General features: G+C 72.6%; 20 protein-coding genes. 7 read left to right on the top strand and 13 right to left on the bottom strand.

All coding sequences use genetic code 11. From position 1 onward, the window contains the following. The first annotated feature begins 359 nt into the window (after positions 1–359). Positions 360–542, top strand: a complete 183-nt coding sequence (locus F9B16_RS54055) for a histidine phosphatase family protein (RefSeq protein ID WP_151539171.1) — start codon at positions 360–362, stop codon at positions 540–542. A 396-nt stretch (positions 543–938) separates the two neighbouring features. Continuing rightward, complete coding sequence (locus F9B16_RS06880; protein ID WP_151539131.1) at positions 939–1808, top strand: LLM class F420-dependent oxidoreductase; 870 nt, start codon at positions 939–941, stop codon at positions 1806–1808. Positions 1809–1867: 59 nt separating this feature from the next. Here the strand turns inward: F9B16_RS06880 and F9B16_RS06875 are convergent, their stop codons facing one another. Further along, entirely contained in the window at positions 1868–2308 is a 441-nt protein-coding gene (locus F9B16_RS06875; RefSeq protein WP_151539130.1) for a carboxymuconolactone decarboxylase family protein, read from the bottom strand. A gap of 128 nt (positions 2309–2436) precedes the next feature. Between F9B16_RS06875 and F9B16_RS06870 the strand changes: the two genes are divergently transcribed. After that, a complete protein-coding gene (locus F9B16_RS06870; protein ID WP_225991425.1) occupies positions 2437–3291 on the top strand; it encodes an isocitrate lyase/PEP mutase family protein in 855 nt (284 codons plus the stop codon). Between the two features lie 16 nt (positions 3292–3307). Here the strand turns inward: F9B16_RS06870 and sigJ are convergent, their stop codons facing one another. The 7 genes from sigJ to ppdK form a co-directional block, all read right to left on the bottom strand. Next, entirely contained in the window at positions 3308–4180 is an 873-nt protein-coding gene (sigJ, locus tag F9B16_RS06865) for an RNA polymerase sigma factor SigJ (protein ID WP_151539129.1), read from the bottom strand. Between the two features lies 1 nt (position 4181). Continuing rightward, positions 4182–4634, bottom strand: a complete 453-nt coding sequence (locus F9B16_RS06860) for a GtrA family protein (protein WP_225991429.1) — start codon at positions 4632–4634, stop codon at positions 4182–4184. Positions 4635–4754: 120 nt separating this feature from the next. Continuing rightward, positions 4755–6017: an MFS transporter gene (locus F9B16_RS06855; RefSeq protein ID WP_151539127.1), complete on the bottom strand. Its 1263-nt coding sequence runs from the start codon at positions 6015–6017 to the stop codon at positions 4755–4757. A gap of 71 nt (positions 6018–6088) precedes the next feature. Beyond that, the gene (locus tag F9B16_RS06850) at positions 6089–7318 is read right to left on the bottom strand and encodes an NAD(P)/FAD-dependent oxidoreductase (protein WP_151539126.1); all 1230 of its coding nucleotides are present in this window, start codon (positions 7316–7318) and stop codon (positions 6089–6091) included. 133 nt (positions 7319–7451) lie between these two features. Beyond that, the gene (locus F9B16_RS06845; protein WP_151539125.1) at positions 7452–8747 is read right to left on the bottom strand and encodes a deoxyguanosinetriphosphate triphosphohydrolase; all 1296 of its coding nucleotides are present in this window, start codon (positions 8745–8747) and stop codon (positions 7452–7454) included. Positions 8748–8832: 85 nt separating this feature from the next. Then, on the bottom strand, positions 8833–9639 hold the full coding sequence (locus F9B16_RS06840; protein ID WP_151539124.1) for a YdcF family protein: 807 nt from the start codon (positions 9637–9639) through the stop codon (positions 8833–8835). Between the two features lie 121 nt (positions 9640–9760). Beyond that, positions 9761–12457, bottom strand: a complete 2697-nt coding sequence (gene ppdK / locus F9B16_RS06835; protein ID WP_151539123.1) for a pyruvate, phosphate dikinase — start codon at positions 12455–12457, stop codon at positions 9761–9763. 341 nt (positions 12458–12798) lie between these two features. Here ppdK and F9B16_RS06830 point away from each other — a divergent pair, with 341 nt between their 5' ends. Continuing rightward, on the top strand, positions 12799–14685 hold the full coding sequence (locus F9B16_RS06830) for a glycoside hydrolase family 15 protein (RefSeq protein ID WP_225991424.1): 1887 nt from the start codon (positions 12799–12801) through the stop codon (positions 14683–14685). Between the two features lie 80 nt (positions 14686–14765). On the opposite strand, the gene F9B16_RS06825 is transcribed toward F9B16_RS06830, so the two are convergent. Next, positions 14766–16523: a bifunctional metallophosphatase/5'-nucleotidase gene (locus tag F9B16_RS06825; RefSeq protein WP_151539122.1), complete on the bottom strand. Its 1758-nt coding sequence runs from the start codon at positions 16521–16523 to the stop codon at positions 14766–14768. Between the two features lie 170 nt (positions 16524–16693). Here F9B16_RS06825 and F9B16_RS06820 point away from each other — a divergent pair, with 170 nt between their 5' ends. Together F9B16_RS06820 and F9B16_RS06815 are read left to right on the top strand one after the other, a co-directional pair. Continuing rightward, positions 16694–17809, top strand: coding sequence for a DUF4190 domain-containing protein (locus F9B16_RS06820; RefSeq protein ID WP_192808644.1), 1116 nt, complete (start codon positions 16694–16696; stop codon positions 17807–17809). 290 nt (positions 17810–18099) lie between these two features. Beyond that, entirely contained in the window at positions 18100–18954 is an 855-nt protein-coding gene (locus F9B16_RS06815) for a septum formation family protein (RefSeq protein WP_151539120.1), read from the top strand. Positions 18955–19002: 48 nt separating this feature from the next. Here F9B16_RS06815 and secD read toward each other — a convergent pair whose 3' ends face one another. Beyond that, positions 19003–21270: a protein translocase subunit SecD gene (secD, locus tag F9B16_RS06810; protein WP_151539119.1), complete on the bottom strand. Its 2268-nt coding sequence runs from the start codon at positions 21268–21270 to the stop codon at positions 19003–19005. 66 nt (positions 21271–21336) lie between these two features. After that, entirely contained in the window at positions 21337–21738 is a 402-nt protein-coding gene (locus tag F9B16_RS06805; protein WP_151539118.1) for a hypothetical protein, read from the bottom strand. A gap of 302 nt (positions 21739–22040) precedes the next feature. Between F9B16_RS06805 and F9B16_RS06800 the strand changes: the two genes are divergently transcribed. After that, positions 22041–22703, top strand: coding sequence for a hypothetical protein (locus F9B16_RS06800; protein ID WP_151539117.1), 663 nt, complete (start codon positions 22041–22043; stop codon positions 22701–22703). 136 nt (positions 22704–22839) lie between these two features. Here the strand turns inward: F9B16_RS06800 and F9B16_RS06795 are convergent, their stop codons facing one another. Together F9B16_RS06795 and F9B16_RS06790 are read right to left on the bottom strand one after the other, a co-directional pair. Next, the gene (locus tag F9B16_RS06795) at positions 22840–24228 is read right to left on the bottom strand and encodes a glycine--tRNA ligase (protein WP_151539116.1); all 1389 of its coding nucleotides are present in this window, start codon (positions 24226–24228) and stop codon (positions 22840–22842) included. 253 nt (positions 24229–24481) lie between these two features. After that, positions 24482–26029, bottom strand: a complete 1548-nt coding sequence (locus F9B16_RS06790; protein ID WP_151539115.1) for a glycoside hydrolase domain-containing protein — start codon at positions 26027–26029, stop codon at positions 24482–24484. Between the last annotated feature and the right edge of the window lie 103 nt (positions 26030–26132).

The raw sequence follows: 26132 nt of genomic DNA, 5'->3' as shown, positions 1-26132 counted from the left end.
GCCGCAGAGGCTCCAAAGTCAAGGGTGGACGAAGTCCATCGCGTAGCGACGCCGAAGGCGCCCTTGACTTTGGAGGGGCGGCCCCGTACGCAAGCGCCACCCCACCACCCGAACACCCTTTCTCACCGATGCACCCGAACACCCTTATCCAAGGCCACCTGAACACCCTTTTCGAACACGCCCCGTACGCCCACACGAATCCAGCACACCTCACCTCGCACGCACACCAGCCAGAGCGATCCACCCCAATTGCCATTCCTTACTGCACGACGCCTTGGAAGTGATATGTCCAGGCGGCCATGCCGACTCCGAGAGCGTCTTCGCCGAGGCGTCCGGAGCGTCGCCGGACGCGCAGTTGACTGAGCGCGGGTGCTCCAAGCCGCCGCGACAGGGCGCGCACTCCCGCCGGTAAACCGCGCATCTACACGAGCACGGCCGTCCGCGCACGGCAGACGGCGGAGGCGATCATCCAAGTCCAAGGGGCGCCGGTCACCATGCTGGCCGGGCTCGTCGAGGCAGGGATCGGCGGCCTGGAAGGGTGACGGTGGCGCGGTCGTCGGCGGGCACGGGGACGGTGGTGCGGTCACCCGGCGCACGATGAGGGTAGTGCGGTCACCCGGCGCGCGGTGAGGGTGGTGCGGTCGTCGTGGTGGGGCATGGGGCGAGCCTTGCGGCGGGGTTGAGCGCGCTCTGCGGGCTTGGCGCGGCGGTGTGGGGCGCGCCGCTGCCGCTTGCTGTTCCGTTCCAGGCCATGCTCGATTACCAGGGCCGGCGCTGCGCCACCTGGCCGGGAACCCGACCAGAACGGGCCCGATGGCCGGGACTGGCCTCATGCCGGCGGGGTATGCAGCCGACGCCGGACTTGACCTGGAGTGCGCTCCAGGTCGCAGAGTCGTTGGCAGGCAATGCGACGAGCACGAGAGAACGAGGGAACCTTCATGCGCATCGGACTCCAGGTGCCCAGCTTCACCTTTCCCGGCGGGCCGGAGCAGATAGGCCCGACGTTCGCCCGCATCGCGAAGGAGGCGGACCAGGGCGGGCTGCACTCGCTGTGGGTGATGGACCACTTCTTCCAGATCAACATGGTCGGCCCGGCGGACGAGCCGATGCTGGAGGGCTACACGGCGCTCGCGTACGCGGCGGCGCTGACGGAGCGGATCACGCTCGGCACCCTGGTCACCGGCGTGACGTACCGGCATCCCGGCATCCTGGTGAAGACGGTGACGACGCTGGACGTCCTGTCCGGCGGGCGGGCCTGGCTCGGCATCGGCGCGGCGTGGAACGAAGAGGAGTCGCGCGGCCTCGGGGTGCGGTTCCCGCCGACGGCGGAGCGGTTCGAGCGGCTGGAGGAGACGCTGCGGATCGCGCACCAGATGTGGGAGGGCGACGAGTCGGCGTTCGAGGGCGAGCACTACCGGCTGGAGCGTCCGCTGAACTCGCCGCCGGCGCTGCGGCGGCCGCATCCGCGGATCCTGATCGGCGGCACGGGCGAGAAGAAGACGCTGCGGTACGTCGCCAAGTACGCGGACGCCTGCAACATCTTCGACGGCGAGGAGCTGCCCCGGAAGCTGGAGGTGCTGCGCGAGCACTGCGAGCGGGAGGGGCGCGACTACGCGGAGATCGAGAAGACGTCGCTGACCTTCTTCACCGAGACGCCGTCGGTCGGCGCGGCGGTCGACACGGTCGGGCGGCTCGCCGAGCAGGGCGTGGACGAGGTGATCTTCTCGCAGGGCACCGGCCAGGATCTGACGGGCGTCCTCGCGGAGGCGTTGAGCCAGACGGAGAAGATCGTCCCGGCGGGGCGCTGATCCGCGGAGCCGCACGTCCCGCGCAGGCCCGGGACGGGGCGCGGGACGTGCGGTGCGGTTCAGTCCCGGACCGGCGGCCTGAGCTTCAGCGGGACGCCGAAGAGGTTGAGGGCGTTGATCAGCGACACGAGGGCGGCGAGGTCGCCGAGTTCGCGGTCGTCCGGGTAGTGCTTGCGGAGCGTCTCCCAGAGCTCGTCGCCGACGGGTTCGCGGCGGGTGACGGCCTCGGTGTAGGCGAGGGCGGCGCGCTCCGGTTCGGTGTAGAGCGGCGATTCGCGCCACACCGTCAGGTGGTGGACGCGTTCCTCGGGTTCGCCGAGCGCCCGGAAGTCCCGGATGTGGTGGTCGACGCAGAAGGCGCATCCGTTGAGCTGGGAGGCGCGGATCTTGATGAGCTCCTGGGTCGGCCGGGGCAGCGGCCCGCGGCGGATGAGCCCGGCGATCTTCATGTAGCCCTGGTAGACCTCGGGGGTCGCCTCCTGCAGGAGCATGCGTGCCATGGTCGTTCTCCCTTCGTCACCAGGGAGACGACGCGCCCCCGGGGGGTGTGACAGGCGGGATCGGCTCAATCGAACGGGCCCGGATTGGCTCTTCTGCCGGGCCGATTCGCGGTCCTAGGTTCGGCGGCATGACGGCGACCCAGGACATGACGGTCAACGAGAAGGCGCGGCTGTTCCGCTCCTACCACGAGGTGCTGCTGGTCCTGCCGAACGCGTGGGACGCGTGCAGCGCGGCGGTGATCGAGCGGGCCGGGGCGTCCGCGATCGGGACGTCCAGCGCGGCGGTCTCGTGGGCGCTCGGCCGGCCGGACGGCGAGCAGCTCGGCCGCGACGCGATGGCGGCGGCGGTCCGCCGGATCGTCCGCGCGGTGGACGTTCCGGTCTCCGCGGACGTCGAGGGCGGGTACGGTCCCGGCCCTGGCGACGTGGCGGCGACGGTCGAGGCGGTGGTGGACGCGGGGGCGGCGGGGATCAACCTGGAGGATTCGCCGGGCCCGGCGGGCAGCCCGCTGCACTCCCCCGAGGCGCAGGCGGAGCGGATCACGGCGGCCCGGCAGGCGGCGGCGCGGGCGGGCGCGCCCGATCTGGTGGTGAACGCGCGCACCGACGTGTTCTTCCACCAGGTCGGCGAACCGGCGGGGCGGCTGGACGAGGTGATCGCGCGGGCGGGCCGGTACGCGGAGGCGGGCGCGGACTGCCTGTTCGTCCCGGGCCTGCTGGACCTGGGCCTGCTGCGGACGCTGACCGCCGCGGTCCCGATCCCGGTCAACGCGGGGTCGTTCTTCGCGGGTGGCCCGACGGTGGCGATGCTGGCGGAGGCGGGCGTCCGGCGCGTCAGCGTGGGGACGGCGCTGGCGGGCGCGGCTTACACGGCGGCGCTGCGGGCGGCCGAGGCGTTCCTGAAGGACGGCGATCTGGACGCGACCGCCGGCAGCGTCTCGCCTCTCGAACTGGACGGCGCGATGCGCCGCCCCGCCGGCTGAGCGAGGAACAGGCCCGCTACCAGCCGAGGGCGGCGCGGGCGGCGGCGAGCTTCTCGGGGTTCAGGACACGGCGGACCGCGACGATCCGCCCGTCCCGGACCTCGACGGTGTCGACGGCGGCGAGCCGCCCCGCCCGGTTGCGGACGAGCAGCGCGGCCTCCCCGTTCACCTCGGCGGGGACGAGCGCGAACCGCTGCCGGACGGCGACCCGCAGCAGCGCGGTCGCGACGCGCCCCGCCCCCGCGATGATCTTCCGGGCGGCGAAGACGTGGCCGCCGCCGTCGGTGGTGTAGGTGGCGTCCGGGTCGAGCAGCGCGAGCAGGGCCGCCTCGTCGCGGCGCTCGTAGGCGGCGCGGAACTCGCGCAGCACCCGGTCCCGCTCCGCGGTGCCGGCGGGCCGGGCCGGGGACGCCGCGGCGATCTTGCGGCGGGCCCGGGACGCGAGCTGCCGGCACGCGGCGGGCGTCCTGCCGAGCACCTCCGCGATCGTGTCGTAGGGCACGTCGAACGCCTGGTGCAGCACGAACGCGACCCGCTCGGGCGGCGACAGCTCCTCCAGGACGAGCAGCATCGCGGTGCCGGCGGTCTCGTCGACGAGCACGGGCTCGGCGGCGTCGGGGCCGGTCAGCAGCGGTTCAGGCAGCCACGGGCCGACGTAGTCGACGCGGCGGGCGTGCGCGGAGCCGAGCAGGTCGCAGGCCCGCCGGGCGGCGATGGTGATCAGCCAGGCGCGCAGGTCGCGGACGTCGTCGAGGGATCCGCGGGCGGTGGCGCGCAGCCACACGTCCTGGGCGATGTCCTCGGCGTCGGCGACGCTGCCGGTGATCCGGTAGGCGGCGCCGAACACCGCGGGCCGGTGCAGCGCCCATTCGTCGTCGAGACGCCCCAACTCAGGCGGCCGCCGTGGTGAAGACCCACTTCTTGTACGACCAGTAGCGGAACGCCGAGCCGAGCACGACGCCCGCGAGGAGGCCGAGGTTGTAGGCGATGCCGCCGTGCAGCCCGAGGCTGTAGTAGGTGAACCCGGTGCACAGGATCTGGATGCCGAGCCCGATGCCGTTCAGCGCGAAGAAGATCGCGAACTCGCGGCCGGTGCCCTCGCTGTCGCGGTGCCGGAACGTCCAGTAGCGGTTGAGCAGGTAGGAGCTCAGCGTGGACACGATCGTCGGCACGGCGACGCTGGTCACGGGGCTGCCGCCGAGCCAGGCGCGCATCAGGTTGGCGCCGAAGATCATGATGAGGGTGCCGACGAAGCCGACGGCTCCGAAGCTGAGCAGCTCGCGGAGGAACGCCCGGTACGCCGGTGCGGAGGAGACCGTTTTCGCCGGTCTCGACCGCTGCATGGTGCTCACTCGCCCAGACCTTACCTGAACGGTACATATAACGACGTCACAACCCCGCCAAAACGGTCCCGCCCCATCCCGCCCCATCCCGCCCCAGCCCGGCCGGAGCGGGCGCGGGCCTCAGCGTTCGGCGGTGGCGGTGGCCGGGGCCAGCAGGACGATCAGCCCCGCGAGCGCGGCGGGGACGGCGAGCGCCCACGCGAGCCCGACGCCCTGCGCGACGAATCCGATGACGGGCGGGCCGCCGAGGAGGCCGAGGTAGCCGACGCCGGTGACGCGGGAGATCCCGGCGGCGGCCGGGACGCCGGGGACGTTCCCGGCGGCGCTGAAGGTGACGGGTGCCACGACGGCGACGCCGAGCCCGAAGAGCGTGAAACCGGACACGGCGGCCACCGGGTTTCCGAGCAGCAGCCCGAGGGCGAGCCCGGCCGCCGCGACCAGCGAGCCGGTCCGCAGCACGGCGACGGGCCCGAAGCGGGCGACGACGCGGTCGCCGGCGAGCCGTCCGGCGGTCATCGCGATGGCGCATCCGGCGTAGCCGAGACCGGCTGCGCCGGGCCCGGTGCCGAGGCTTTCCCGCAGGTAGATGGCGCTCCAGTCGGCCATGGCGCCCTCGCCGACGAACGAGCAGAGCCCGATCACCCCGAGCACGATCAGCGGCCATCGGGCGGCGCGGGCCGCCGAGCCCCGCCGTCCAGGCGCCGCACCCGCCGAGCCTGCCGAGCCCGCCGCACCCGCCCCGCCCGTCGCACCCGGGACTCCGGAGGCCGCGTCGATGGCGGTGCCCGCCGGGTCCGGAAGGTCGTCGATGGAACGATCCATAAGGTCGCGGCAGCCGGCCGCGAGCAGCAGCACCAGCACCGCCGCCGCGACCGTCAGATGTACCGGGACCGGGACGCCCGCGTGCGCCGCCGCGGACCCGACCAGCGCAGACAGCAGCGTCCCGATGCTGTACGCCCCGTGCAGGCCGGACATCAGCGGGCGCCCGTAACCGCGCTCGACGGCGACGCCCTGGGCGTTCATCGCCACGTCCATCAGGCCGAGCGAGCCGCCCATCAGCACCAGGGAGCAGATCAGCGACGCGAGGTTCCACGACAGCCCGAGCGGGACGAGCGACAGCGCGCCCGCGGTCCCGGCGGCGACCGTCGTGGCGCGGCTGCCCCACCGGTGGACGATCCAGCCGGCGAACCGCACTGCGGCGACCACCCCGACCGGCGCGCCGAGCAGCGCGACGCCCATCGTGCCCGCGCTCAGCCCGAGGTGCTCCTTGATCTGCGGGATGCGCGCCACCCACGCCGCGCCGAGCAGCCCGTGCGCCACGAACGCCACCGTCACCGCCAGGCGCGCCCGCACCGGCGGCGCCGCGATCTCCTCCGTCACCACCCAGCCGACTGTACGTGCCTTACAGTCCGGCTCGATACGGCCTGCCGGTGACAAAGATCGGAAGGGAGGGATCAGGCCACGAGATCGGCGAGCGGCACCGCCGGGTCGGCCAGCCGGGCCTCGTCGACGGGGCGCCCGGAGCGGATCAGCGCCTGCACGTCCCCGGTCACGTCCCACACGTTGACGTTCATCCCGCCGACGACCCGCCCCTCGTTCAGCCAGAACGCGACGAACTCGCGGGCGGCGACGTCGCCGCGGTAGACGACCTTGTCGTACTCCCCTGGCGCGGCGACGCCCGACATCTCCATGCCGAGGTCGTACTGGTCGCTGAAGAAGTACGGGATGCGGTCGTACACGACGTCGTGGCCGAGCATGGCACGCGCGGCGGCGGGCCCGCCGTTCAGCGCGTTCGCCCAGTGCTCCACGCGGATCCGGCGGCCGAGCAGCGGGTTGTAGGCGTTCGCGACGTCGCCCGCGGCGTAGACGTCGGGGTCGGAGGTGCGCAGCGACTGGTCGACGAGGATCCCGTCGGAGACCTCCAGGCCCGCCTTCTCGGCGAGGCCCGCGTTCGGCCGGACGCCGATGCCGACGACGACCACGTCCGCGGGGACCTCGGCGCCGCCGGAGGTGACCACGGCCGACACCTGCCCGGCGCCCCAGAACCCGGCGACGCCCTGGTCGAGGCGCACGTCGACGCCGTGCTCGTGGTGCAGGTCGGCGAACAGGCGGCCGAGCTCGGGACCGAGCGCGGCGTGCAGCGGCGCCGGTTCCGGCTCGATGATCGTGACGTCGTTGCCGTACGCGCGGGCGGCGGCGGCCGCCTCCAGCCCGATCCAGCCGGCACCGGCGACGACGACGCGCCGTCCGCCGTGCGCGAGCGCCTGCTTCAGCGCCGCCGAGTCGGCCATGGTGCGCAGGTAGTGGATGCCCTGGAGCTTGGAGCCGGGGACCTCCAGGCGGCGGGGGGACGCGCCGGTCGCCAGCAGCAGCTTGCCGTAGCGGATCGGCTCCTTGGTCGACAGGCGCACCTCGTGCGCGGCCCGGTCGATCGCCGTGACCGAGACGCCGACGCGCAGCTCCACGTCGTGCTTGTCGTACCAGTCCGCCTCGTGCACGTGCGCCTTGTCGCGCGGCTCCTTGTCGAGCAGGAACCCCTTGGACAGCGGCGGCCGCTCGTACGGCCGCTCGATCTCCTCGCCGATCAGCAGCACGCGGCCCGCGAAGCCCTCCTCGCGGAGCGTCTCCGCCGCCTTGGCTCCGGCAAGGCCGGCGCCGACGATGACGAACGTCTCCTCGGGCATGGCGACCTCCTGTAGATGACTTGTAGCTATCCCTACAGCGGCCTCCGTAACGAGACAAGGGCCATCGTTCGGCGCGTCGGGGCGGAATGCACGCACCCGGGCCCCGCAGGGCCGAGAACCACCGGGGCGGGGGCTACTGGGGGCGGCCGCCGAGGAGGCGGTGGCGGGCGATCGCCGACAGGTCGGTGAGCGAGGCGATCTGGTCGACGACGGCGCGCAGCCGGGCCGCGTCGTCCTCGGCGTCCACGAACGCCTCGCGGAACCCCGGGTCGAGGGACGCGGGCGCGCCGGCGAGCATCATCTCGGCCAGCTCGGTGATCAGCGTTCGCTGGCGGGCCCTGACCTCCTCGTGGCTGATCCACACGTAGTGCGCGGTGATGCCCTTGAGCAGCGCGTTCTCCAGCCGCTGCGCGCGAGGGACGATCAGCTCGGCGGCGTACCGGGTGAGCGGCCGGTCGCCGTGCGCGGCGCGGGTGGCGGTCTCGGCGGCCAGGCAGAACCGGCCGATCAGCGTGCTGGTGAGGTTCTTGAGCGCGGCGAGGCTGCGCGGCGTGCCGTCGTAGCGGTCGGGCCAGTACGGCTCGGCGAGCAGCGCGGCGAACCGCTCCTCCAGCTCGTCCAGGCCGGCGTCGGCGCAGTACAGCTTGGCGGCGGTGGCGGCGACGAGCCGCCGCTCGGACGGGTCGGCGAGCCGCGCGAAGTCGACGTGCCCGGCGACGAGCGCGTCCTCCAGGTCGTGGACGGAGTAGGCGACGTCGTCGCTCCAGTCCATGACCTGGGCCTCGAAGCAGGTCCGGCCGGGCGGGGCGCCCTCGCGGACCCAGTCGGCGACGGCCACGTCGTCGGCGTACACGCCGAACTTGCCGTTGACGGCCTGCTCCTGCGTCCACGGGTACTTCATCGCCGCGTCGAGGGCGGCGCGGGTCAGGTTGAGGCCGACGCTGCGGCCGTACAGGGGCGGGCCGTCGGGGGCGAACGACTTGGGCTCCAGCCGGGTCAGGACGCGCAGGCTCTGCGCGTTGCCCTCGAAGCCGCCGCAGTCGCGGGCGACGATGTCCAGCGCGGACTCGCCGTTGTGGCCGAACGGGGGGTGCCCGATGTCGTGCGAGAGGCACGCGGCCTCGACCAGGTCGGGGTCGCAGCCGAGGGACTTGCCGAGCTCGCGGCCGACCTGCGCGCACTCCAGCGAGTGGGTGAGGCGGGTGCGCAGGCTCTGGACGGTGTCGGCGGCGGCGTCCGCGCCGGGCGAGGCGACCTGGGTCTTGGCGGCGAGGCGGCGGAGCGCGGCGCTGTGCAGCACGCGGGCGCGGTCGCGTTCGAACGCCGTGCGGTCGCGGCGCTTGGGGGGCTCGGGCGCCCAGCGCAGCTTGTCGGTGCCGGAGTAGCCGGACCCTTCCGGGCGTCCGGTGCGTGACGGGTTCTGGGTCATGTCCTTCCAGAGTAAGCGGGCAAAGGGCGGGTAAGCAGGCGGACCGCCGCGGACGTTCGCCGGGGCCCGGCTCCGGCGCCGGACCTCAGCGGGTCGGCGCGCCGCCCGGGGTCGCGCCGGCCGGGGGGCTCGGCGACACCGTCGCGGTCGGGTCCCCGTGGATGATCTTGATGGTCTCGCTGGGCGTCTTCACGCTCTTGCCGAGCAGCACGTAAGACAGGTACCCGCCGGTCTCCCGCACGATGTAGTGGAACTGGGTGTCGCGGGTCTGCACGCTCGGGCCGCTGTGGGTCGGCGACGCGGCCGCCTTGATCCCGCTGTCCTCGGCCATCCGCTTGGAGCGCAGCGCGTGCCACGGGTCGGTGACGATCACGCCGGACGTCCAGTGCCGCGCCTTGTAGGCCTTGCCGACCGCCTTCATGCTCTCCAGGGTGTCGCGTCCGACCGGCACCGCGACGACCTTGGACGCGGGCACGCCGCCCTTCTCGATCAGCCACCGGCGCCCGGACTCGGCCTCGGTGTAGGTGTCGCCGGGCGCCTTGCCGCCGACGGTGACGATCGCGGGCGCGACCTTGTCGCGGTACAGGTCGAGGGCGTGCTGCAGGCGCCACCGCAGCGTCGGGGACGGCACCCCGTTGTACTGCGCGGCGCCGAGCACGATGATCGCGTCGGAGCGGGGCCGCTCGTCCTGCCGGGCCTGGTACCAGACGCGGGCGCCGACGGTCAGCGGGGTCAGCACGACGACGGCGACGAGGGCGCACAGCACGGTCACCGGGATCGTGAACCAGAGCGGCCTCCTGCGCCGTCCGCGCTTCTTGCGGCCGCGCGGGCGCTCGTCGGTCTGCTCCGGCTCGTCCGGGTCGTGGTCCGGCAACTCCACTTCCAACGTCATCGCTCTGGACACGTTAGTGAGATGGTCCGGCGGGCGCCGGAGGTTCGCAGGTCCGGCGTGTTGCACGCCCCACATTTCCCGTTTCGGACGCCCGGTTCCGGACGCACCGTTCCGGGCGGGATCAGCGGCTGTCGCTGCCTCCGGAGCCCGCGGCCTCGATCGCGGCGCGGCCCGCCTCCAGCCGCGCCACCGGTACCCGGAACGGCGAGCAGGACACGTAGTCCAGGCCGACCTCGTGGCAGAAGTGGACCGAGTCGGGGTCGCCGCCGTGCTCGCCGCAGATCCCCAGCTTGATCCCCGGACGGGCCTTGCGGCCCTCCTCGGCGGCGATCCGGACGAGCCGCCCGACGCCCTCCCGGTCCAGGGTCTCGAACGGCGACACCCCGAAGATCCCGAGTTCGAGGTAGCGGGAGAAGAACGCCGCCTCGACGTCGTCGCGGGAGAAGCCCCAGGTCGTCTGGGTGAGGTCGTTGGTGCCGAAGGAGAAGAACTCGGCGGCCTCGGCGATCTGCCCGGCGGTCAGCGCCGCCCGCGGCAACTCGATCATGGTGCCGACCAGCGCCGGGACGTCCACGCCGGTGGACTCCTTCACCCCGTCGAGGATGGCGCGCGCCTCGTCGCGGACGGCCTCCAGCTCCTGCACCGCCCCGACGAGCGGGATCATGATCTCCGGGCGCGGGTCGCCGCCGGCGGCCTTGCGGGCGGCGGCCGCCTCGGCGATCGCGCGCACCTGCATGCCGAACAGGCCCGGAATCACCAAACCCAGCCGCACGCCGCGCAACCCCAACATAGGGTTCTGCTCGTGCAGTCGGGTGACTGCCTCGAGCAGTCTCCGGTCCTTGGGGTCGGCGCCGTCGCCGGCGAGGGCCACCCTGACCGACAGCTCGGTGAGGTCGGGGAGGAACTCGTGCAGCGGCGGGTCGATGAGCCGGATCGTGACCGGCAGCCCGTCCATGGCCGCGAAGATGCCCTCGAAGTCCTGCTTCTGCAGCGGCTCCAGGGCGTCCAGCGCCGCCTGCCGATCCTCGTCGCCCTCGGCGAGGATCAGCTGCTCGACGAGCTGCCGCCGGTCGCCGAGGAACATGTGCTCGGTGCGGCACAGGCCGATGCCCTTGGCGCCGAACCGGCGGGCCCGCGCCGCGTCCTCGGGGTTGTCGGCGTTGGCGCGCACCGCCATCGCCGCCTTCGCGTCGGCGTGCTCCATGACGCGGTCCACCGCGACGACCAGCTCGTCGCCGTCGGCGGCGGACAGCTCCCCCTCGAAGTACCGGACGACCGGGGAGTCCTCGACCGGGACCTCGCCAAGGTAGACGTCGCCGGACGTCCCGTCGATCGAGATGACGTCGCCCTCGCGGACGGTGACGCCGCCGGGCGCGGTGAACGTCCCGGCCTTGACGTCGACGTCGAGCTCCTCGGCGCCGCACACGCAGGTCTTGCCCATGCCGCGGGCGACGACGGCGGCGTGCGAGGTCTTGCCGCCGCGGGAGGTCAGCACGCCCTTCGCGGCGACCATGCCGGACAGGTCGTCGGGGTTGGTCTCGCGGCGGACGAGGATCACGTCCTCGCCCTGGTCGGCCAGCTCGACGGCCCGCTCGGAGGTGAACACGGCCTTGCCGACGGCGGCACCGGGCGAGGCGTTCATGCCCTTGGTGATCTTCTTGACGCCGTCGACCTTGCTGGCGAACCGGGGGAACATCAGCTGCGCGAGCTGGTCGCCGGTGACGCGGCGGGCCGCCTCGTCGGCGTCGATGAGCCCTTGGTCGAGCAGCTGGCAGGCGATCCGGAACGCGGCGGCGGCGGTCCGCTTGCCGACCCGGGTCTGCAGCATCCACAGCTTCCCGCGCTCGATCGTGAACTCGATGTCGCACATGTCGCGGTAGTGGTTCTCGAGCGTCTCCATGATCTCGAGAAGCCGGTCGTAGGACGCCTTGTCGATCCGCTCCAGCTCCGTCAGCGGGACGGTGTTGCGGATGCCGGCGACGACGTCCTCGCCCTGCGCGTTCTGCAGGTAGTCGCCGTAGATGCCCTGGTGCCCGGACGCGGGGTCGCGGGTGAAGGCGACGCCCGTCCCCGAGTCCATCCCCATGTTGCCGAAGACCATCGAGCAGATGTTGACGGCGGTACCGAGGTCGACGGGGATGCGCTCCTGGCGGCGGTAAAGGATCGCGCGGTCGGCGTTCCAGGACTCGAACACCGCCTCGGTGGCGAGGTCCATCTGCTCGCGCGGGTCGGTCGGGAAGTCCCGCCCGGCCTGCTCGCGGACGATCGTCTTGAACCGCTCCACCAGTTCCTTGAAGTCGTCGGCGGTCAGGTCCACGTCGTCGTCGGTGCCGCGGGCCCGCTTGACGTCCTCGACGGCGTCCTCGAACAGCTCGCCGTCCACGTCCAGGACGGTCTTGCCGAACATCTGGATCAGCCGGCGGTAGGAGTCCCACGCGAACCGCTCGTCGCCGGCCTGCGCGGCGAGGCCGTGCACGGACTCGTCGTTGAGACCGACGTTCAGGACGGTCTCCATCATCCCGGGCATGCTGAACTTGGCCCCCGAGCGGACGCTGACCAGCAGCGGGTCGTCCGGCTGGCCGAGCTTCTTGCCCATCGCCTTCTCCAGGGCGGCGAGGTGGGCGTTCACCTCCTCCGCCAGCCCGTCGGGCAGGGTCCCGTGCTCAAGGTAATGCCGGCAGGCCTCCGCGGTGATCGTGAACCCGGGAGGCACGGGCAGGCCGAGGTTGGTCATCTCGGCCAGGTTGGCGCCCTTGCCGCCCAGCAGATCCTTGAGGTCCTTGTTTCCCTCGGTGAAGTCGTACACGAACTTCGGCACGGGGAGCTCCTTCTCGCTCCGGTTCCACCCAGTGGCAGTGCCGGACCCCGGCGCCGGGGAGCGCGCGCCGTCGCGTCCTCCCAGGCGGCGGCGGGTCCGCTGCCCTGTTTGCCGGGACTGTACCCGCGCCTGACCCGGTCTCCCGGCACCCCGTGCGCGGAGCGACGTTTCCGCAGCTCAGAGGCCGTTTAATGGTCTATTCCAAGTGGTCTATTCCACTACCGGGAAGGCAACGACGCCCATGAGGCCGCACACCGCGCGCCCGGCGCCGGGGAAACACCTCGCGCTCCTGGCGCACCCATTGCTCTGGAGAGGGAATGATGGATCAAGGAGGTGAGGCTGTGAGGCCGAAGGTCGCCGGCGGCCGGGCGGGAGACCCGTTCGCCCCGATCGCCGATTTCGGGTTCCTGTCCGACTGCGAGACGACCGCGCTCGTCGCGCCCAGCGGGAACATCGAGTGGATGTGCCTGCCGAAGATGGACTCGCCGAGCGTGTTCGGCTCCATCCTGGACCGGGACGCCGGATACTTCCGGGTCGGCCCCGCGGGCGTGGAGGTGCCCGCCGCGCAGCGCTACATCCCCGGCACCATGGTCATGGAGACGACCTGGTGGGTACACGGGGGCTGGCTGGTGGTCACCGACGCCCTGCTGATGGGGCCGTGGCACCACGAGACGGAACGCTCCCACACGCACCGCCGCGCCCCCACCGACTACGACGCCGACCACGTCCTGCTGCGGATGGTGCGGTGCGTGAACGGCCAGGTCCAGGCGCGGCTCGACTGCATGCCGGTCTTCGACTACGGGCAGACGCCGGCCCGCTGGGAGCACACCGGCGCCGGGTACCACGAGGCGGTCGCCCGCGGGAACGGCGTCGGGCTGCGGCTCACCACCGACATGAACGTCGGGTTCGAGGGGTCGCTCGCCACGGCCCGGACGCTGCTGAAGCAGGGCGAGTCCCGGTTCGTCGCGCTGTCGTGGAGCGAGCACGCCGCACCCGCGTCGTGGGAGGAGGCGCAGGAGCGGCTCGTCTGGACCGTCCACCACTGGCAGCACTGGCTGGACCGCGGCCGGTTCCCCGACCATCCGTGGCGCAGCCACCTGCAGCGCAGCGCGCTCACCCTGAAGGGGCTGACGTTCGCGCCGTCGGGCGCGGTCGCGGCCGCGGCGACGACGTCGCTGCCGGAGACGCCGGGCGGCGACCGGAACTGGGACTACCGCTACACCTGGATCCGCGACTCCACCATGGCGCTGTGGGCCTTCTACACCCTCGGCTACGACTGGGAGGCCAACGACTTCTTCTACTTCATCACCGACGTCGCCGAGGCCGCCGAGGGCAAGCTGCAGATCATGTACGGGCTGGACGGCCGGGAGGAGCTGCCCGAGTCCACGCTCGAGCACCTGACCGGCTACGACAACGCCCGCCCGGTGCGCATCGGCAACGAGGCGTACATGCAGGCCCAGCACGACGTGTGGGGCGCGATCATCGGGTCGATCTACCTGTTCGTGCGCAAGCGCGACCGGCTCGACGACCGGCTCTGGAAGATCGTCGTCAAGCAGGTGGAGGACGCGCTCGCCAACTGGCGCACCCCCGACTGCGGGATGTGGGAGGTGCGCGGCGAGCCGCAGCACTTCACCTCCTCGAAGGTGTTCTGCTGGGTCGCGGCCGACCGCGGCGCGCGGCTGGCCCGGATCCGCGGCGACCAGGAGCGGGCGCGCCGCTGGCAGGCCGCCGCCGACGAGATCCACGCGGACGTGCTGGCGAACGCGCTCGACGAGCGCGGCGTGTTCACCGCGCACTACGGCGCGGACGCGCTGGACGCGTCGGCGCTGCTGATCCCGCTGCTGGGGTTCCTGCCGGCCGACGACAAGCGGGTCCGGGAGACGGTCCTCGCCATCGCGGACGAGCTGTCGGAGGACGACCTCGTCCTGCGGTACCGGGCGACCGAGACCGACGACGGGTTCGAGTCGGAGGAGGGCACCTTCACGATCTGCTCGTTCTGGCTGGTCAGCACGCTGGTGATGATCGGTGAGCTGGACCGGGCGCGGGCGCTGTGCGAGAAGCTGCTGTCGTACGCGAGCCCGCTGCAGCTGTACGCCGAGGAGATCGACCCGCACACCGGGCGGCACCTCGGCAACTTCCCGCAGGCGTTCACCCACCTCGCGCTGATCAACGCGGTGATGCAGGTGATCAACGCGGAGGGCGAGCAGGAGCAGCCGCCGCTGGCCTGAGCCGCCGGGGCGCAGGGCGCCGAGCGCAGGGCGCCGTGGCCGGGGTGTCGTCCCGGGCCACGGCGCCCTTCCGCGGCGGTTCAGCTCGCGGCCGGGGCGACCCGGCCGAGCGGCGCGGGACCGATCACCGGGTGCGCCTTCAGGTACGCGACGAACGCCTCGTGGTCGGGCAGCTCGTTGCGGTACGCGCCGGTGAACCCGGTGAACGCGGTGTAGCCGTCCGCGCCGATCAGCGTGTACGCGAGCGCGGCGAGCCGGTACTTCTTGGACGGGTCGAGCGGCTTCCCGTCGATCGTGACGTGCGCCGGGTCGACGCGGTCGCCGGCCGGCCGCGACGCGTCGTAGGAGTAGCGGACGTTCTCCGACACGGCGAACGGCGCGAACTTCGCGCCCTGCCACTGCTGCTCCAGCGCCTGATGGATCTGCTCGCCGGTCACCGTGACGGTGAGGATCGGGTTGCCGTACCCGTAGGCGCTCCACGCCTCGCCGAACGTCACGCGCCCGTCGGCGTCGCCGGCGCCGGTCCCCTTCGCGTACGGCAGGTCCCGCGCGACCGCGTTCGAGCCGGTGACGGGCTTGGTGGCGACGAGCGCGAGATCGGCGCGGCCCTTGCGGGACGTCCCGGCCGCCCAGTACTGGACGTCGGCGGCGAGGTCCCCCATGGTGCTCTCGCCGCTGCCGTTCTGCGTCCGGGTGAAGTCGCCGGTCTGCCGCGCCAGCGGCTGTGCGGACCGCTCGTTGCCGCGCGCCGTCCAGTAGTCGGCGATCTTCTGCACGTCCGGGTCGGGGGCGATGTCCCTGGTCACCGGGTGGTTGACGGCCCTGGTCTCGCCGCGGATCACCTCGCCGCGGGCGTCCAGCCGCAGGTCGATCTCGCTGATCAGCCGTCCGTGGTTGAGGCCCTCGATGACCGGGCGGGGGTGGCCGGCCGGGTCGGCGATCGTGCAGTTGAAGCCGGCGTGCCAGTGCCCGGTGAAGATCGCGTCGATGTCCGGCGACGCCTGCCTGGCGAAGTCGATGACGGGCCCGTGCGGGTCCTTGCAGCCGTCGAAGCCCGCGCCGTCCGCCGATCCGCCGTCGTGGACGTTCGCGACGATCGCCTTCACGCCGCGCCTCTTCAGCTCCGCCGCGTACTTGTTCGCCGTCTCCAGCAGCGGAAGCGACCGCAGGTCCGGCTGGTAGGACGTGGAGCCGGCCGGGGTGTCCGGGACGGTCAGGTCGATGAACCCGACCGGGACCTTCCGGCCGCCGTCCCCGCGCACCCACTCGATGTTGTACGGCTTCAGGATCGGCTTCCCGGTCTTCGCGCCGACGATGTTGCCGGTGTAGAAGGGGAAGTCCGCGCCCCGGAACCGGTTGCCGGCGGAGTCGGTGAAGCAGCTGTCGACGTCCACCGTGCCGAAGCAGCGGCCCTTCATCATGTGGTCCTTGAGGAACCCCGCCGACACGTCGAGCTCGTGGTTGCCGACCGTGGAGAACCGGACGCCGAGCTTGTTGAGCACCTCGATCGTCGGCTCGTCCCGGAACGCGTCGACCTCGAACGGCCAGCCGCTGAAGTTGTCGCCGACCGAGAACAGGATCGAGTTCTTCTTGCCCGCGCGCAGCCGCTCCAGGTGCGCGGCGTTGTAGGCGGCGCCGCCGACCTTCAGGACCGTCCCGTCCGGCAGCTTCACCTGCCCGTTCGCCGCGTCGTCGTAGGGCTGCAGGTAGCCGTGGAAGTCGGTGATGGACAGCAGCTGCACGTCGACGGGGCCGGGCTGCCCGGCGTGCGCGGCGGGCACCGTCCCCGCCGTGAGGGCGGCGAGGGCGACGGCGCCCCCGGCCAGCCGTCGGGACATTCGAGACACAGGGCACCTTCCGCCGGTCGGACCGATCGGCAGAAGATCATCAGTGCCGGGTGTCCAGCGGGCGAGGAGAAGATCATCGCCAGGTGAACGGCCATGATCACAACTTGGCGACGACCGCCGGAAATGCGCTATTTGTGACCTTGATCGCGTACTTTCCCGCTGTGACAACGCCACCGGACGCTGACGACGTCCAGGACACCCCCGAAGAACCGTCCGCCCCGGCCGCCTGGACGCCGCCGGACACCGGCACCGCCGCCGCTCCCCCACCACCGGAGCCCGCCGCCGCCTTCGCCCCGCCCCCGCCAGGGCTTCCCGCACCCGGTGCCCGCCGGACGAACCCGTTCGCGATCGTCGCACTCGTCACCGGGCTCCTCGGCCTCGTCGTCTTCGCGATCGGCTTCGCCGTCACCGCGTTCGTCCAGACGGGACGCCGCGGCCAGAAGGGCAAGGGCTTCGCGGCCGCCGGCCTCGCCGCGTCCGCCGCCTGGATCACCGCCGCCGCCCTCGTCCTCGCCACGGGCGTCCTGGACAAGGCCGACCCCGGCAGCGACGCCCCCGCCGCCAAGGGCGGCAAGCCTCGCGTCACAACCCTCCTCGCCGGCGACTGCTTCACCGGCCTCGAAGAGGACCTCAACAGCGTCTACGTGACCAAGACGCCGTGCACCGAGCCGCACGAGGGCGAGATCGGCGCCGTCGTCACCCTGCCCGACCTCCCGTACCCCGGCGACACGGTGCTCGTCACCGAGGCGACGAAGGAGTGCAAGGACAGGACCCGGTTCCTGATGAACAACCGCTACGCCGACGACCTCGAGCTGCACATCGACCGCCCCCGCCGCGCCGCCTGGGGCAAGGGCCGCCACGACGTCACCTGCGTCCTGCGCCATACCGGCCCCGAGAAGCTCACCGCTCCGCTGACCAGCGCGGAATGGGGAACGCGAAGCTACACGCAGCTGGTCGCCGGCGACTGCATCGACGATTGGAAGGACGACGCGCTCCTGAACCTCGTCGACTGCAAGAAGAAGCACCGCTACCAGGTCTACGCCACTTACGACATGCGCGGCGGCGGCAAGTACCCGTCGGAACGGACGATCGAGGAAAAGGCCACGGTGGAGTGCGCCAAGCGCGCCTTCAAGGTCTTCAAGGGGGATCCGCCCCAGCACGTCCTGCCGTGGTTCGGCTACCCCGCCAAGGAGGGCTGGCAGATGGGCGACCGCAGGATCGTGTGCATGTTCAAGGCCGACGGCGCTCCCCTGACGCGATCGCTGATGCCGAAGTGAGCGCGGAGGATGACGCCGCCCGGCCCGCGGTGAACGGCGGGGCGGGAAGCGAGTGGGCTCCGCCTGATGCGGCGTTGAGCGAGACAGCGACGGAGCATGCGGCGCATGGGGCCGATGGGACCGGAGAGTCCCCGGCGCCCGGGACGTCGGAAACGGTGCCCCGGCGGCGGACGAACGGGTGGGCCAAGGGGGCTCTCGCTGCCGGGATCGTCGGGTTGGCGCCGTTGGCCGTCGGGTTCGCCGTTGCGGCGTTCGCGCAGGTCAGGCGGCGCGGTGGCAGGGGCCGGGGAATGGCGGTCGGCGGGCTCACCGCTTCGCTGGTGTGGGTCGCCGTGGGCGCGGTCATCGCGGTGATGCTCGTCTCGCCGGACGGCGGGGACTCGGGCGGGAACGGCCGGGGCCACGAGACCGTCCTTTCGCGCCTCAAGGCCGGTGACTGTTTCGCCGGGTTCCGCAAGGGCGCGGCCGATGTGGCCGTCACGGCGTTGCCGTGCACGCGCCCGCATGACGGCGAGGTCGTCGCGCAGGCGGGGCTGCCGGACGACGACGCCTATCCCGGCGACAAGGGGTTGGCGGGCGAGGCGACCAAGGTGTGCACGGACCGGCTCGCGTTCCTGGTGAAGAGCCGGTACTACGAGGATCTCGACGTCTACCTCGACAAACCGGACGAGGCGGCCTGGCGGGCCGGGGACCGGCACGTGACGTGCGTGATGCGCTACGGCGGCACCGGAAAGCTGGCGTCGCCGCTGGCCGCCACCCTCGACCCGGCCAGGAAGACCCTGCAGGAGTTCGAGGCCGGCGACTGCTTCGCCGAGTGGAAGGACGCGGACGCGGCGGCGCGCGCCGTCCCGTGCACCGAACCGCACAAGGTGCAGGTCTACGCCGCGTTCGACCTGCCGTGGGAGGGCCTCGCCACCTCCGGCGTCCCGTGGGCCTACCCCGGCAAGAAGATCATCGATGCGAACGCCTCGCGCGGGTGCCGCAAGCGGGCGGCGAAGGCGTTCGCACCGCACGCGCGGCCCGCCGGGGTGAGAACCGACTTCGTGGGGCCCTCCGCGAAGGCCTGGTACTTCGGGGTCCAGAAAGTGATCTGCCTCCTGCGGGCGGACAAGGGGACGCTGAAGAAGTCCGTGCTGGGGAAGTGATCGCGGACGGCGTGCCGCCGGTCAGGGGCGGCGGCACGCCGTGGCGGGTCAGACGACGGCGCCCGAGTCGCCTGGGGTGCGGGCGGCGCGGGGCGCCGCGGCGCGGGGGCGCGGCGGCGGGCCCGCGAAGCGTTCCAGGACGATCGCGAGCGGCGTGGCGGTGAAGACGCTGGAGTAGGTGCCGACGACGATGCCCGCGAGGAGCGCGATCGCGAAGTCGGTCAGCGTGTCGCCGCCGAGGACGGCGAGGGCGGCCAGGATGAACAGGGCGCCCATGCCGGTGTTGACGGTGCGGGGGACGGTCTGCAGCGCGCCCCGGTTCGCGACGTCCGCGAAGGGGGCGCGGGGTTCGGCCGTCCACAGTTCCCGGACGCGGTCGAACACCACGACGGAGTCGTTCACCGAGTAGCCGATGACGGTGAGCAGCGCGGCGAGGAAGACGCCGTCGACAGGCTTGCCGAGCCACGCGAACAGGCCGGTGACGATCACGACGTCGTGCAGCATCGCCAGCACGGACCCGGCCGCGAACGTCCAGCGGAACCGGAACGTCAGGTAGCCGAGCTGCACCAGCAGGGCCACGCCGAGCGCGATCAGCGCCTTGGTGCGCATCTCGCCGCCGAGGCTCGGGCCGATCAGCTCGTCGCGCTGCTTCGTCGCGCCGCCGCCCTGCCGCGCGAGCGCGTCGCGGATGCGCTTCTCCTGCGCGTCGGTGAGCTCGGTGGTGCGGACGGCGATGCCGTCCTTGCCGGACGTCTGCACGGTGGCCTGCGGGAATCCGGCGCGGGCGACGGCGGTGCGGGCGTCGCCGATGTCGACGGGACGGTTCGTGGTGTACTCGACGGCGCGTCCGCCGGTGAACTCGACGCCGTAGTTCAGGCCCCGGGCGAAGATCCCGGTGAGGGCGAGGACGACGGCGAGGCCGGAGATGGCGAGCCAGCGGGTGCGGCGCCTCATCAGGTCGGGACGGCGGTGGTCGAGCCATCGGCGGATGCGGCCGCCGGCGCCGAGGCCGCCGGCCTTGGAGCGGCCGATCCTCGGCATGCGGGCCAGGGCGGCGTCGGTGAGGACGCGGCTGAGCAGCATCGCCGAGACCAGCGAGGCGAGCACGCCGATGCACAGGGTGACGCCGAAGCCCTTGACCGGCCCGGACGCGAGGAAGAACAGCAGGCCGCCGGCGAGCAGCGTGGTGGCGGCGGAGTCGGCGATCGCCGACCACGCCTTGGTGAACCCGATGGCGAGGGCGTTGCGGGGGGACCGGCCGGGCGCGGCGGCGCGTTCCTCGCGGGCGCGTTCGAACGCCAGCACGTTCGCGTCGATCGCCATGCCGATCGCCAGGACGAACCCGGCGAGGCCGGGCAGGGTGAGGGTCGCGCCGGCGGCGACGAGCGCGGCGTAGGAGATCAGCGCGTAGCCGGCGAGCGCGGCGGTGGCGAGCAGGCCGACGAGCCGGTAGACGGCGGCGATGAACAGGCCGGTGAGGGCGACGCCGATGACGGCGGCCCAGGCGCTGGCCTCGATCGCCTCCTCGCCGAGGGTGGGGCCGACGACCCGCTGCTCGACGATCGTCACCGGGACGGGCAGCGCGCCGCCCTGCACCAGCGCGGCGAGGTCCTTGGCCTCGTCGGCGCCGAAGTTCCCGGTGATCCGGGTGGACCCGCCGGTGATCCCGGTACCGCAGGCGACGTCGGCGCTGACCTGCGGAGACGAGATGACCTTCCCGTCCAGGACGAACGCGACGCGGCGCTCGTCGCCGGTGGCGCAGGCGGCCTTGGCGGTGACCTTCTCCCAGGCCGCGCCGCCCCCTCCGCGGAACGTGATGCCGACGTCCCAGCCGCCGAGGCCCTCGGGGTCGAAGGACGCGGCGGCCGAGCCGACGCCGTCGCCGGTGAGCACGGCGGGCCCGATGATCATCGGCCGGCCGCTCTCGTCCGGGATCTCCTTCTCGCCGGCGCCGGCCGGTCCGTCGGCGGCGCGGACGGGGTGGGCGGTGAGCTGCGCGGTGCGGCCGAGCAGCGCGGCGGCGTGCGACGGGTCCTGGACGTCGGGGAGTTCGACGATCAGCCGGCGGTCGCCGGACCGGGTGATGGACGCCTCGGCGACGCCGAGCGCGTCGATGCGGCGGTGCAGGACCTGGCGGGCGCGGTCGGTGGCGTCACGGCCGGCCTTGGCCGACGGCGAGTCCCGGGTCTCGAGGACGATCTGGGTCCCGCCGCGCAGGTCGAGGCCCAGCCGGGCGGGTTCGGACAGGGCGAAGTACAGCGATGCGGCGAGCACGGCGAACGCCAGGACCGCCCGCACCGCGTTGGCGCGAGTCAAGGGGAGACCTCCACACGGAGCGATGGCGCCGCCGCTTCGCTGGGGGCGGCGCCGCTGGACGGAACGTCAGATCCGTGTGGAGGTGGGCGGGGCGCGTCCGCGCGGGGCGCCCGTGGGGGCGACGACGGGCTCGGTGAAGCGGGCGGCGGGCCGGACCGTCCGGACGAGCGCCGGGCGGACGTCGGGTCCGGCGGGCGCGAACGCGCCCGGCGTGACCGGTGCGGACGGCCCGGTGTGGTGCCGCGCCGCCGCTGTGGCGTGCGTCGTGCGGGGCGCGGACGCCCGTCCGGTGACGTGCTGGACGGTGGCGGCACGGGCGATGGCGGCACGGGCGATGGCGCCTCCGCCGCCGCCGTGTGCTCCGGCGGTGAGGGTCTTCGCGGCGGGCGCTCCGGCGAGGCCGAGGAGCCCGAGCGCGACGGCGAGCAGCCAGCGGGCGGCGGCGGGCGAGCGGCGCGGTTCGCGCATGGCCCTCCTCCGTCCCTCGGCCGACGCGGGGCCGCCGGGGCGGCCATGGTCCGCCCAATCTAGGCCACTTCGCGACCGGGCGCATTGGACCGCAACAAAGCGAGCAAGCACGGAGTCGGGACTCCGTCAACCGGGTCCCGCGCCACAGCCCCCTACCCGGCCGCCGCCCGCCCGGCCTTACCAGCAGACACTGGCTGGTGTCCCAATCCGGCCAGGCCGGGTTCGGCCCCCGGCCATTGCCCGGCCCGGAAAGGCGAATTACTTTCGCGTTGCCCACCCCGAACCGGACAAAGGAGTTTCCGGTGGCACGTATCAGACAGACCGCGATCATCGGGACCGCCGCCCTGGCCGTCCTCGCCGCGGGGATCGCCCCCGCCTCGGCCGCGGGCACGACCATCCGCAAGGGCTCGGCCACCGCCGCCCCCTACTCCGGCAACGTCCAGGCCTCGCTGCTCGGCAACGCGACCGTCTCGACCTCGATCGGCAGCGGCTCCTGCAGCCAGTCGACGATGAAGGGATCGATCAACTCCGACGGCACCGGCCTCAGCATCGGCAGCGCGACCTTCACGAGCTGCACCGGCACCGCCTCCGTCACGATCACCGCGCAGAAGCTGCCGTGGACCGGCGGCACCGTCGTCTACGACTCCGGCCACACCGGCAACCGCGACGCGGCGGTCACCATCGCCAACTTCAGCGTCAAGGCCGTCGTCGACCTGTTCGGCGGCATCACCTGCATCTTCGGCGGCAACCTCACCGCCAACGGCTACAACCCCGACAACGCCAACCGTCCCGTCACCAGCAACAACCAGGCCCAGGTCGGCGTGAACGGCGCCACGGTGAACAAGCAGTCCGGCAGCAACCTCCTCTGCCCGTCCACCGCCACCGTCACCGCGACCTACCAGCTCCAGGGCGAGACCACCGCCGGATCCGGCACCTACGACCAGACCCTGTACGTCACGGGCTGATCACCAGAGGGGTGCGCTCCCGAGCGACGTGCTCCCATCGCCGCGATCGATCGCTCCCAAGAGCGCTCCCACATGAAGAAGCGGGCCGCCCCCACGCGAAGGGGGCGGCCCGCGACCGCGTTCCGGGCCCGCCGGATCAGCAGCCGACGAGCTGGGCGGCCAGGAACGACTCGACCTGGCCGATCGCGATCCGCTCCTGGCTCATCGAGTCGCGCTCCCGGACGGTCACCGCGTCGTCCTCGAGGGTGTCGAAGTCGACGGTGACGCAGAACGGCGTGCCGATCTCGTCCTGCCGGCGGTAGCGGCGGCCGATCGCGCCCGCGTCGTCGAAGTCGACGTTCCAGTTGCGGCGCAGCCGCGCCGCCAGGTCGCGGGCCTTCGGCGACAGGTCCGCGTTGCGCGACAGCGGCAGCACCGCGACCTTGACCGGGGCGAGCCGCCGGTCGAGCCGCATCACGGTCCGCTTCTCCAGCTTGCCCTTGGCGTTGGGCGCCTCGTCCTCGGCGTAGGCGTCCATCATGAACGTGAGCGTGCAGCGGTCGACGCCCGCCGCGGGCTCGATCACGTACGGGGTGAACCGCTCGCCGGACTCCTGGTCGAAGAACGACAGGTCCGCGCCGGACGCCTTGGAGTGCGTCGACAGGTCGTAGTCGGTGCGGTTGGCGATGCCCTCCAGCTCGCCCCACTCGCTGCCGACGAAGTCGAACTTGTACTCGACGTCGACGGTCCGCTTGGAGTAGTGCGACAGCTTCTCCGCCGGGTGCTCGTACAGCCGCAGGTTCTCCTTGCGGATGCCGAGGTCGACGTACCACTGCAGGCGCTCGTCGATCCAGTACTGGTGCCATTCCTCGTCGCTGCCGGGCTTGACGAAGAACTCCATCTCCATCTGCTCGAACTCGCGGGTCCGGAAGATGAAGTTGCCCGGCGTGATCTCGTTGCGGAACGACTTGCCGATCTGCCCGATGCCGAACGGCACCTTGCGGCGCGCGGACTGCTGCACGTTCAGGTAGTTGATGAAGATGCCCTGCGCGGTCTCGGGGCGCAGGTAGGCCAGGCCCGACTCGTCCTCGACGGGGCCGAGGTAGGTCTTGAGCAGGCCGTTGAACATCTTCGGCTCGGTGAACGAGCCCTTCACCCCGCAGTTGGGGCAGGTGATGTCGGCGAGCCCGTTCGCGGGCCCCCGGCCGTGCTTCTCCTCGTAGGCCTCCTCCAGGTGGTCGGCCCGGAAGCGCTTGTGGCAGGACTGGCACTCGGTGAGCGGGTCGACGAACGCCTGCACGTGGCCGCTGGCCTCCCAGACCTCGCGCGCCAGGATGACGCACGAGTCCAGGCCGACGACGTCCTCGCGGCCCTGCACCATGGACTTCCACCACTGGCGCTTGACGTTGTTCTTCAGCTCGACCCCGAGCGGCCCGTAGTCCCAGGACGCGCGGAGCCCGCCGTAGATCTCGCTCGACGGGTAGACCAGGCCCCGCCGCTTGGCGAGGTTGACGATCGTGTCCAGCACATCGGAACGGCGTGCCATGAGTCTTCTCTCCATCCGGCTGGCGGTCGGCGGGTCAGTGCGAACGCCCCGGCCCCCGGCGACGGCGGGACGGCGGCGATGGTGATCCCCGGTGATGGTGCGCTGTGAGAGCGGTGAGGCGCGGACTCCCCGGCGCCTCAGAGCATTCCCCAGCTTAGGGCACCGGGAGGGGTCCCCGGACGGCACCGCCGGGGAGCGTCCGGGGCGTTCCGGTCATCCGCGGCCCGAGGCCGGCCGGCCGCCGGCCCGCAGGTCAGTAGGCGCGGCCGTCGGCGAGGCTGGTGTCGATGTTGAGCGTGACGCCGCCGTGCCGCTCCTTGTGGGCGCCCCGGTACTGCTTGATGCGCCGGTGCGGCGGCCACCAGCCGTCCGACAGGAACTTGTCGCCGTACACGCGGGCCTTGCCGTTCCAGTTGGCGAACCAGATGCCGACGGGCTTGGCGATCCCCTTGGCCGCCCCCACGTCGTGGACGCCGGAGCTCGCGCTGCCGTAGAGGCACGGCTTGTACTGCTTCTTCTTCACCTGCTTGACCCAGGCGTTCACGAAGCGCAGGACGGCGGCCTTGCAGGTGGCGTTCCGGCTGTTGTAGGCCTCCAGGTCGAGGTAGATCGGCTTGTCGGCCGGGATGCCGAGCGCCTTGGCCTTCGCCACGGCGTCCGCGGCGGTCCTCTTGCCCTGCGCCGCGGCGTTCCGCGTGCTGAACTTCTGCGGGCGCGTCCCGCACGGCGGCTGGAGGCCGACGTACGTGGGCAGGATCCGGTATCCCATCTTGCGGACCTTCTTCACCCACGAGGCGGTGAGGTTCGGTTGCGCGCAGCCGCGCGCGGCGCCGCCGATGTAGATGTTGGTGACGTCGTACGACGAGCGCCATGCCTTCATCGTCGCGAGCGACGGGGCGGTGCACGTGTCGAATCCCTTGCCGGACGCGTAGTCGAGCCGGTCGGGCGGGCCCGTCCGGGCGCTGCGCCCGGCGGCCGGCCCCGACGGCGGCACGGCGGGCTTCGCCGGCTCCTGCGGCTGCGCAGGCGCCCCAGACTGCGCAGGGGCCTCCGGCTTCGCAGAGGCGTCCGGCTGCGCAGGCGCCTCAGATTGCGCGGGGCTCTTCGGCTGCGCAGAGGTCTTCGGCTGCGCGGACGGCTCCGCGGGCGGCTCCGCGTGCGCAGAGGTCTTTGGTGGCGCAGGGCTCTTCTGCTGCGCAGAAGTCTTCGGTTGGGCGGACGGCTTCCCGTGCCCGTGGTGCTTGATCTTCACCCGGGTGCCGCGCAGGACGCGCTGGAGGGCGGCCGGGTCCGTCCCGTACACGCCGACGATGCCGACGGCGGCTTCGGGCAGCGCCAGGCTCGTCTCGTGCCCGATGGACGGCGTGAGGGTGAACGAGCCGAGCTTGTCGGCGTGCACGACCGTGCGGGACGCGGCGACGTCGCGCAGCGGCTGGACGTGGACGGCCTCGGTGCGGCCGACCACCCGGGCCGGGCAGTCCGGCTGCGGCCCGGGACGGCCCAGGTAGACGGCGTGCCGGTCGTAGCGGACGCACGCCGACGGGTTGTCGTCGAGGCGGACGACCGTCCAGCCCGCGGGGACGGGGACGCGCACGCCGCGGTAGGTGACCGAGCGCGGCTTCGCCTCGGTGAGCGCGCGGCGGGCCGCGTCGTGCGGCGCGCCGAGGATCAGCGTGGTGGCCTCGTGGGCCGCGGACCGCGCGGGGGCCGCCGCGTGGAGGGCGCCGAGGCCCGCGACGGCGGCCGTCCCGGTGGCCGTGCTGAGCAGGACGACAGCGGTCTGCGAGACGACACGGCGCATCACTTCTCCCCCGAACTACGCCCGGGCCCGTCGGCGGCCGTCTCCCCCGCGGGCCGTCGGCATGATCATGACCTGGCGAAGATGACCTTGCGAGGCGGGTCCG

Source organism: Actinomadura montaniterrae (assembly GCF_008923365.1).
Taxonomy (GTDB): Bacteria; Actinomycetota; Actinomycetes; order Streptosporangiales; family Streptosporangiaceae; genus Spirillospora; species Spirillospora montaniterrae.
The sequence above is the reverse complement of the archived record's forward strand: the minus strand, read 5'-3'. Positions and strand labels throughout refer to the sequence as shown.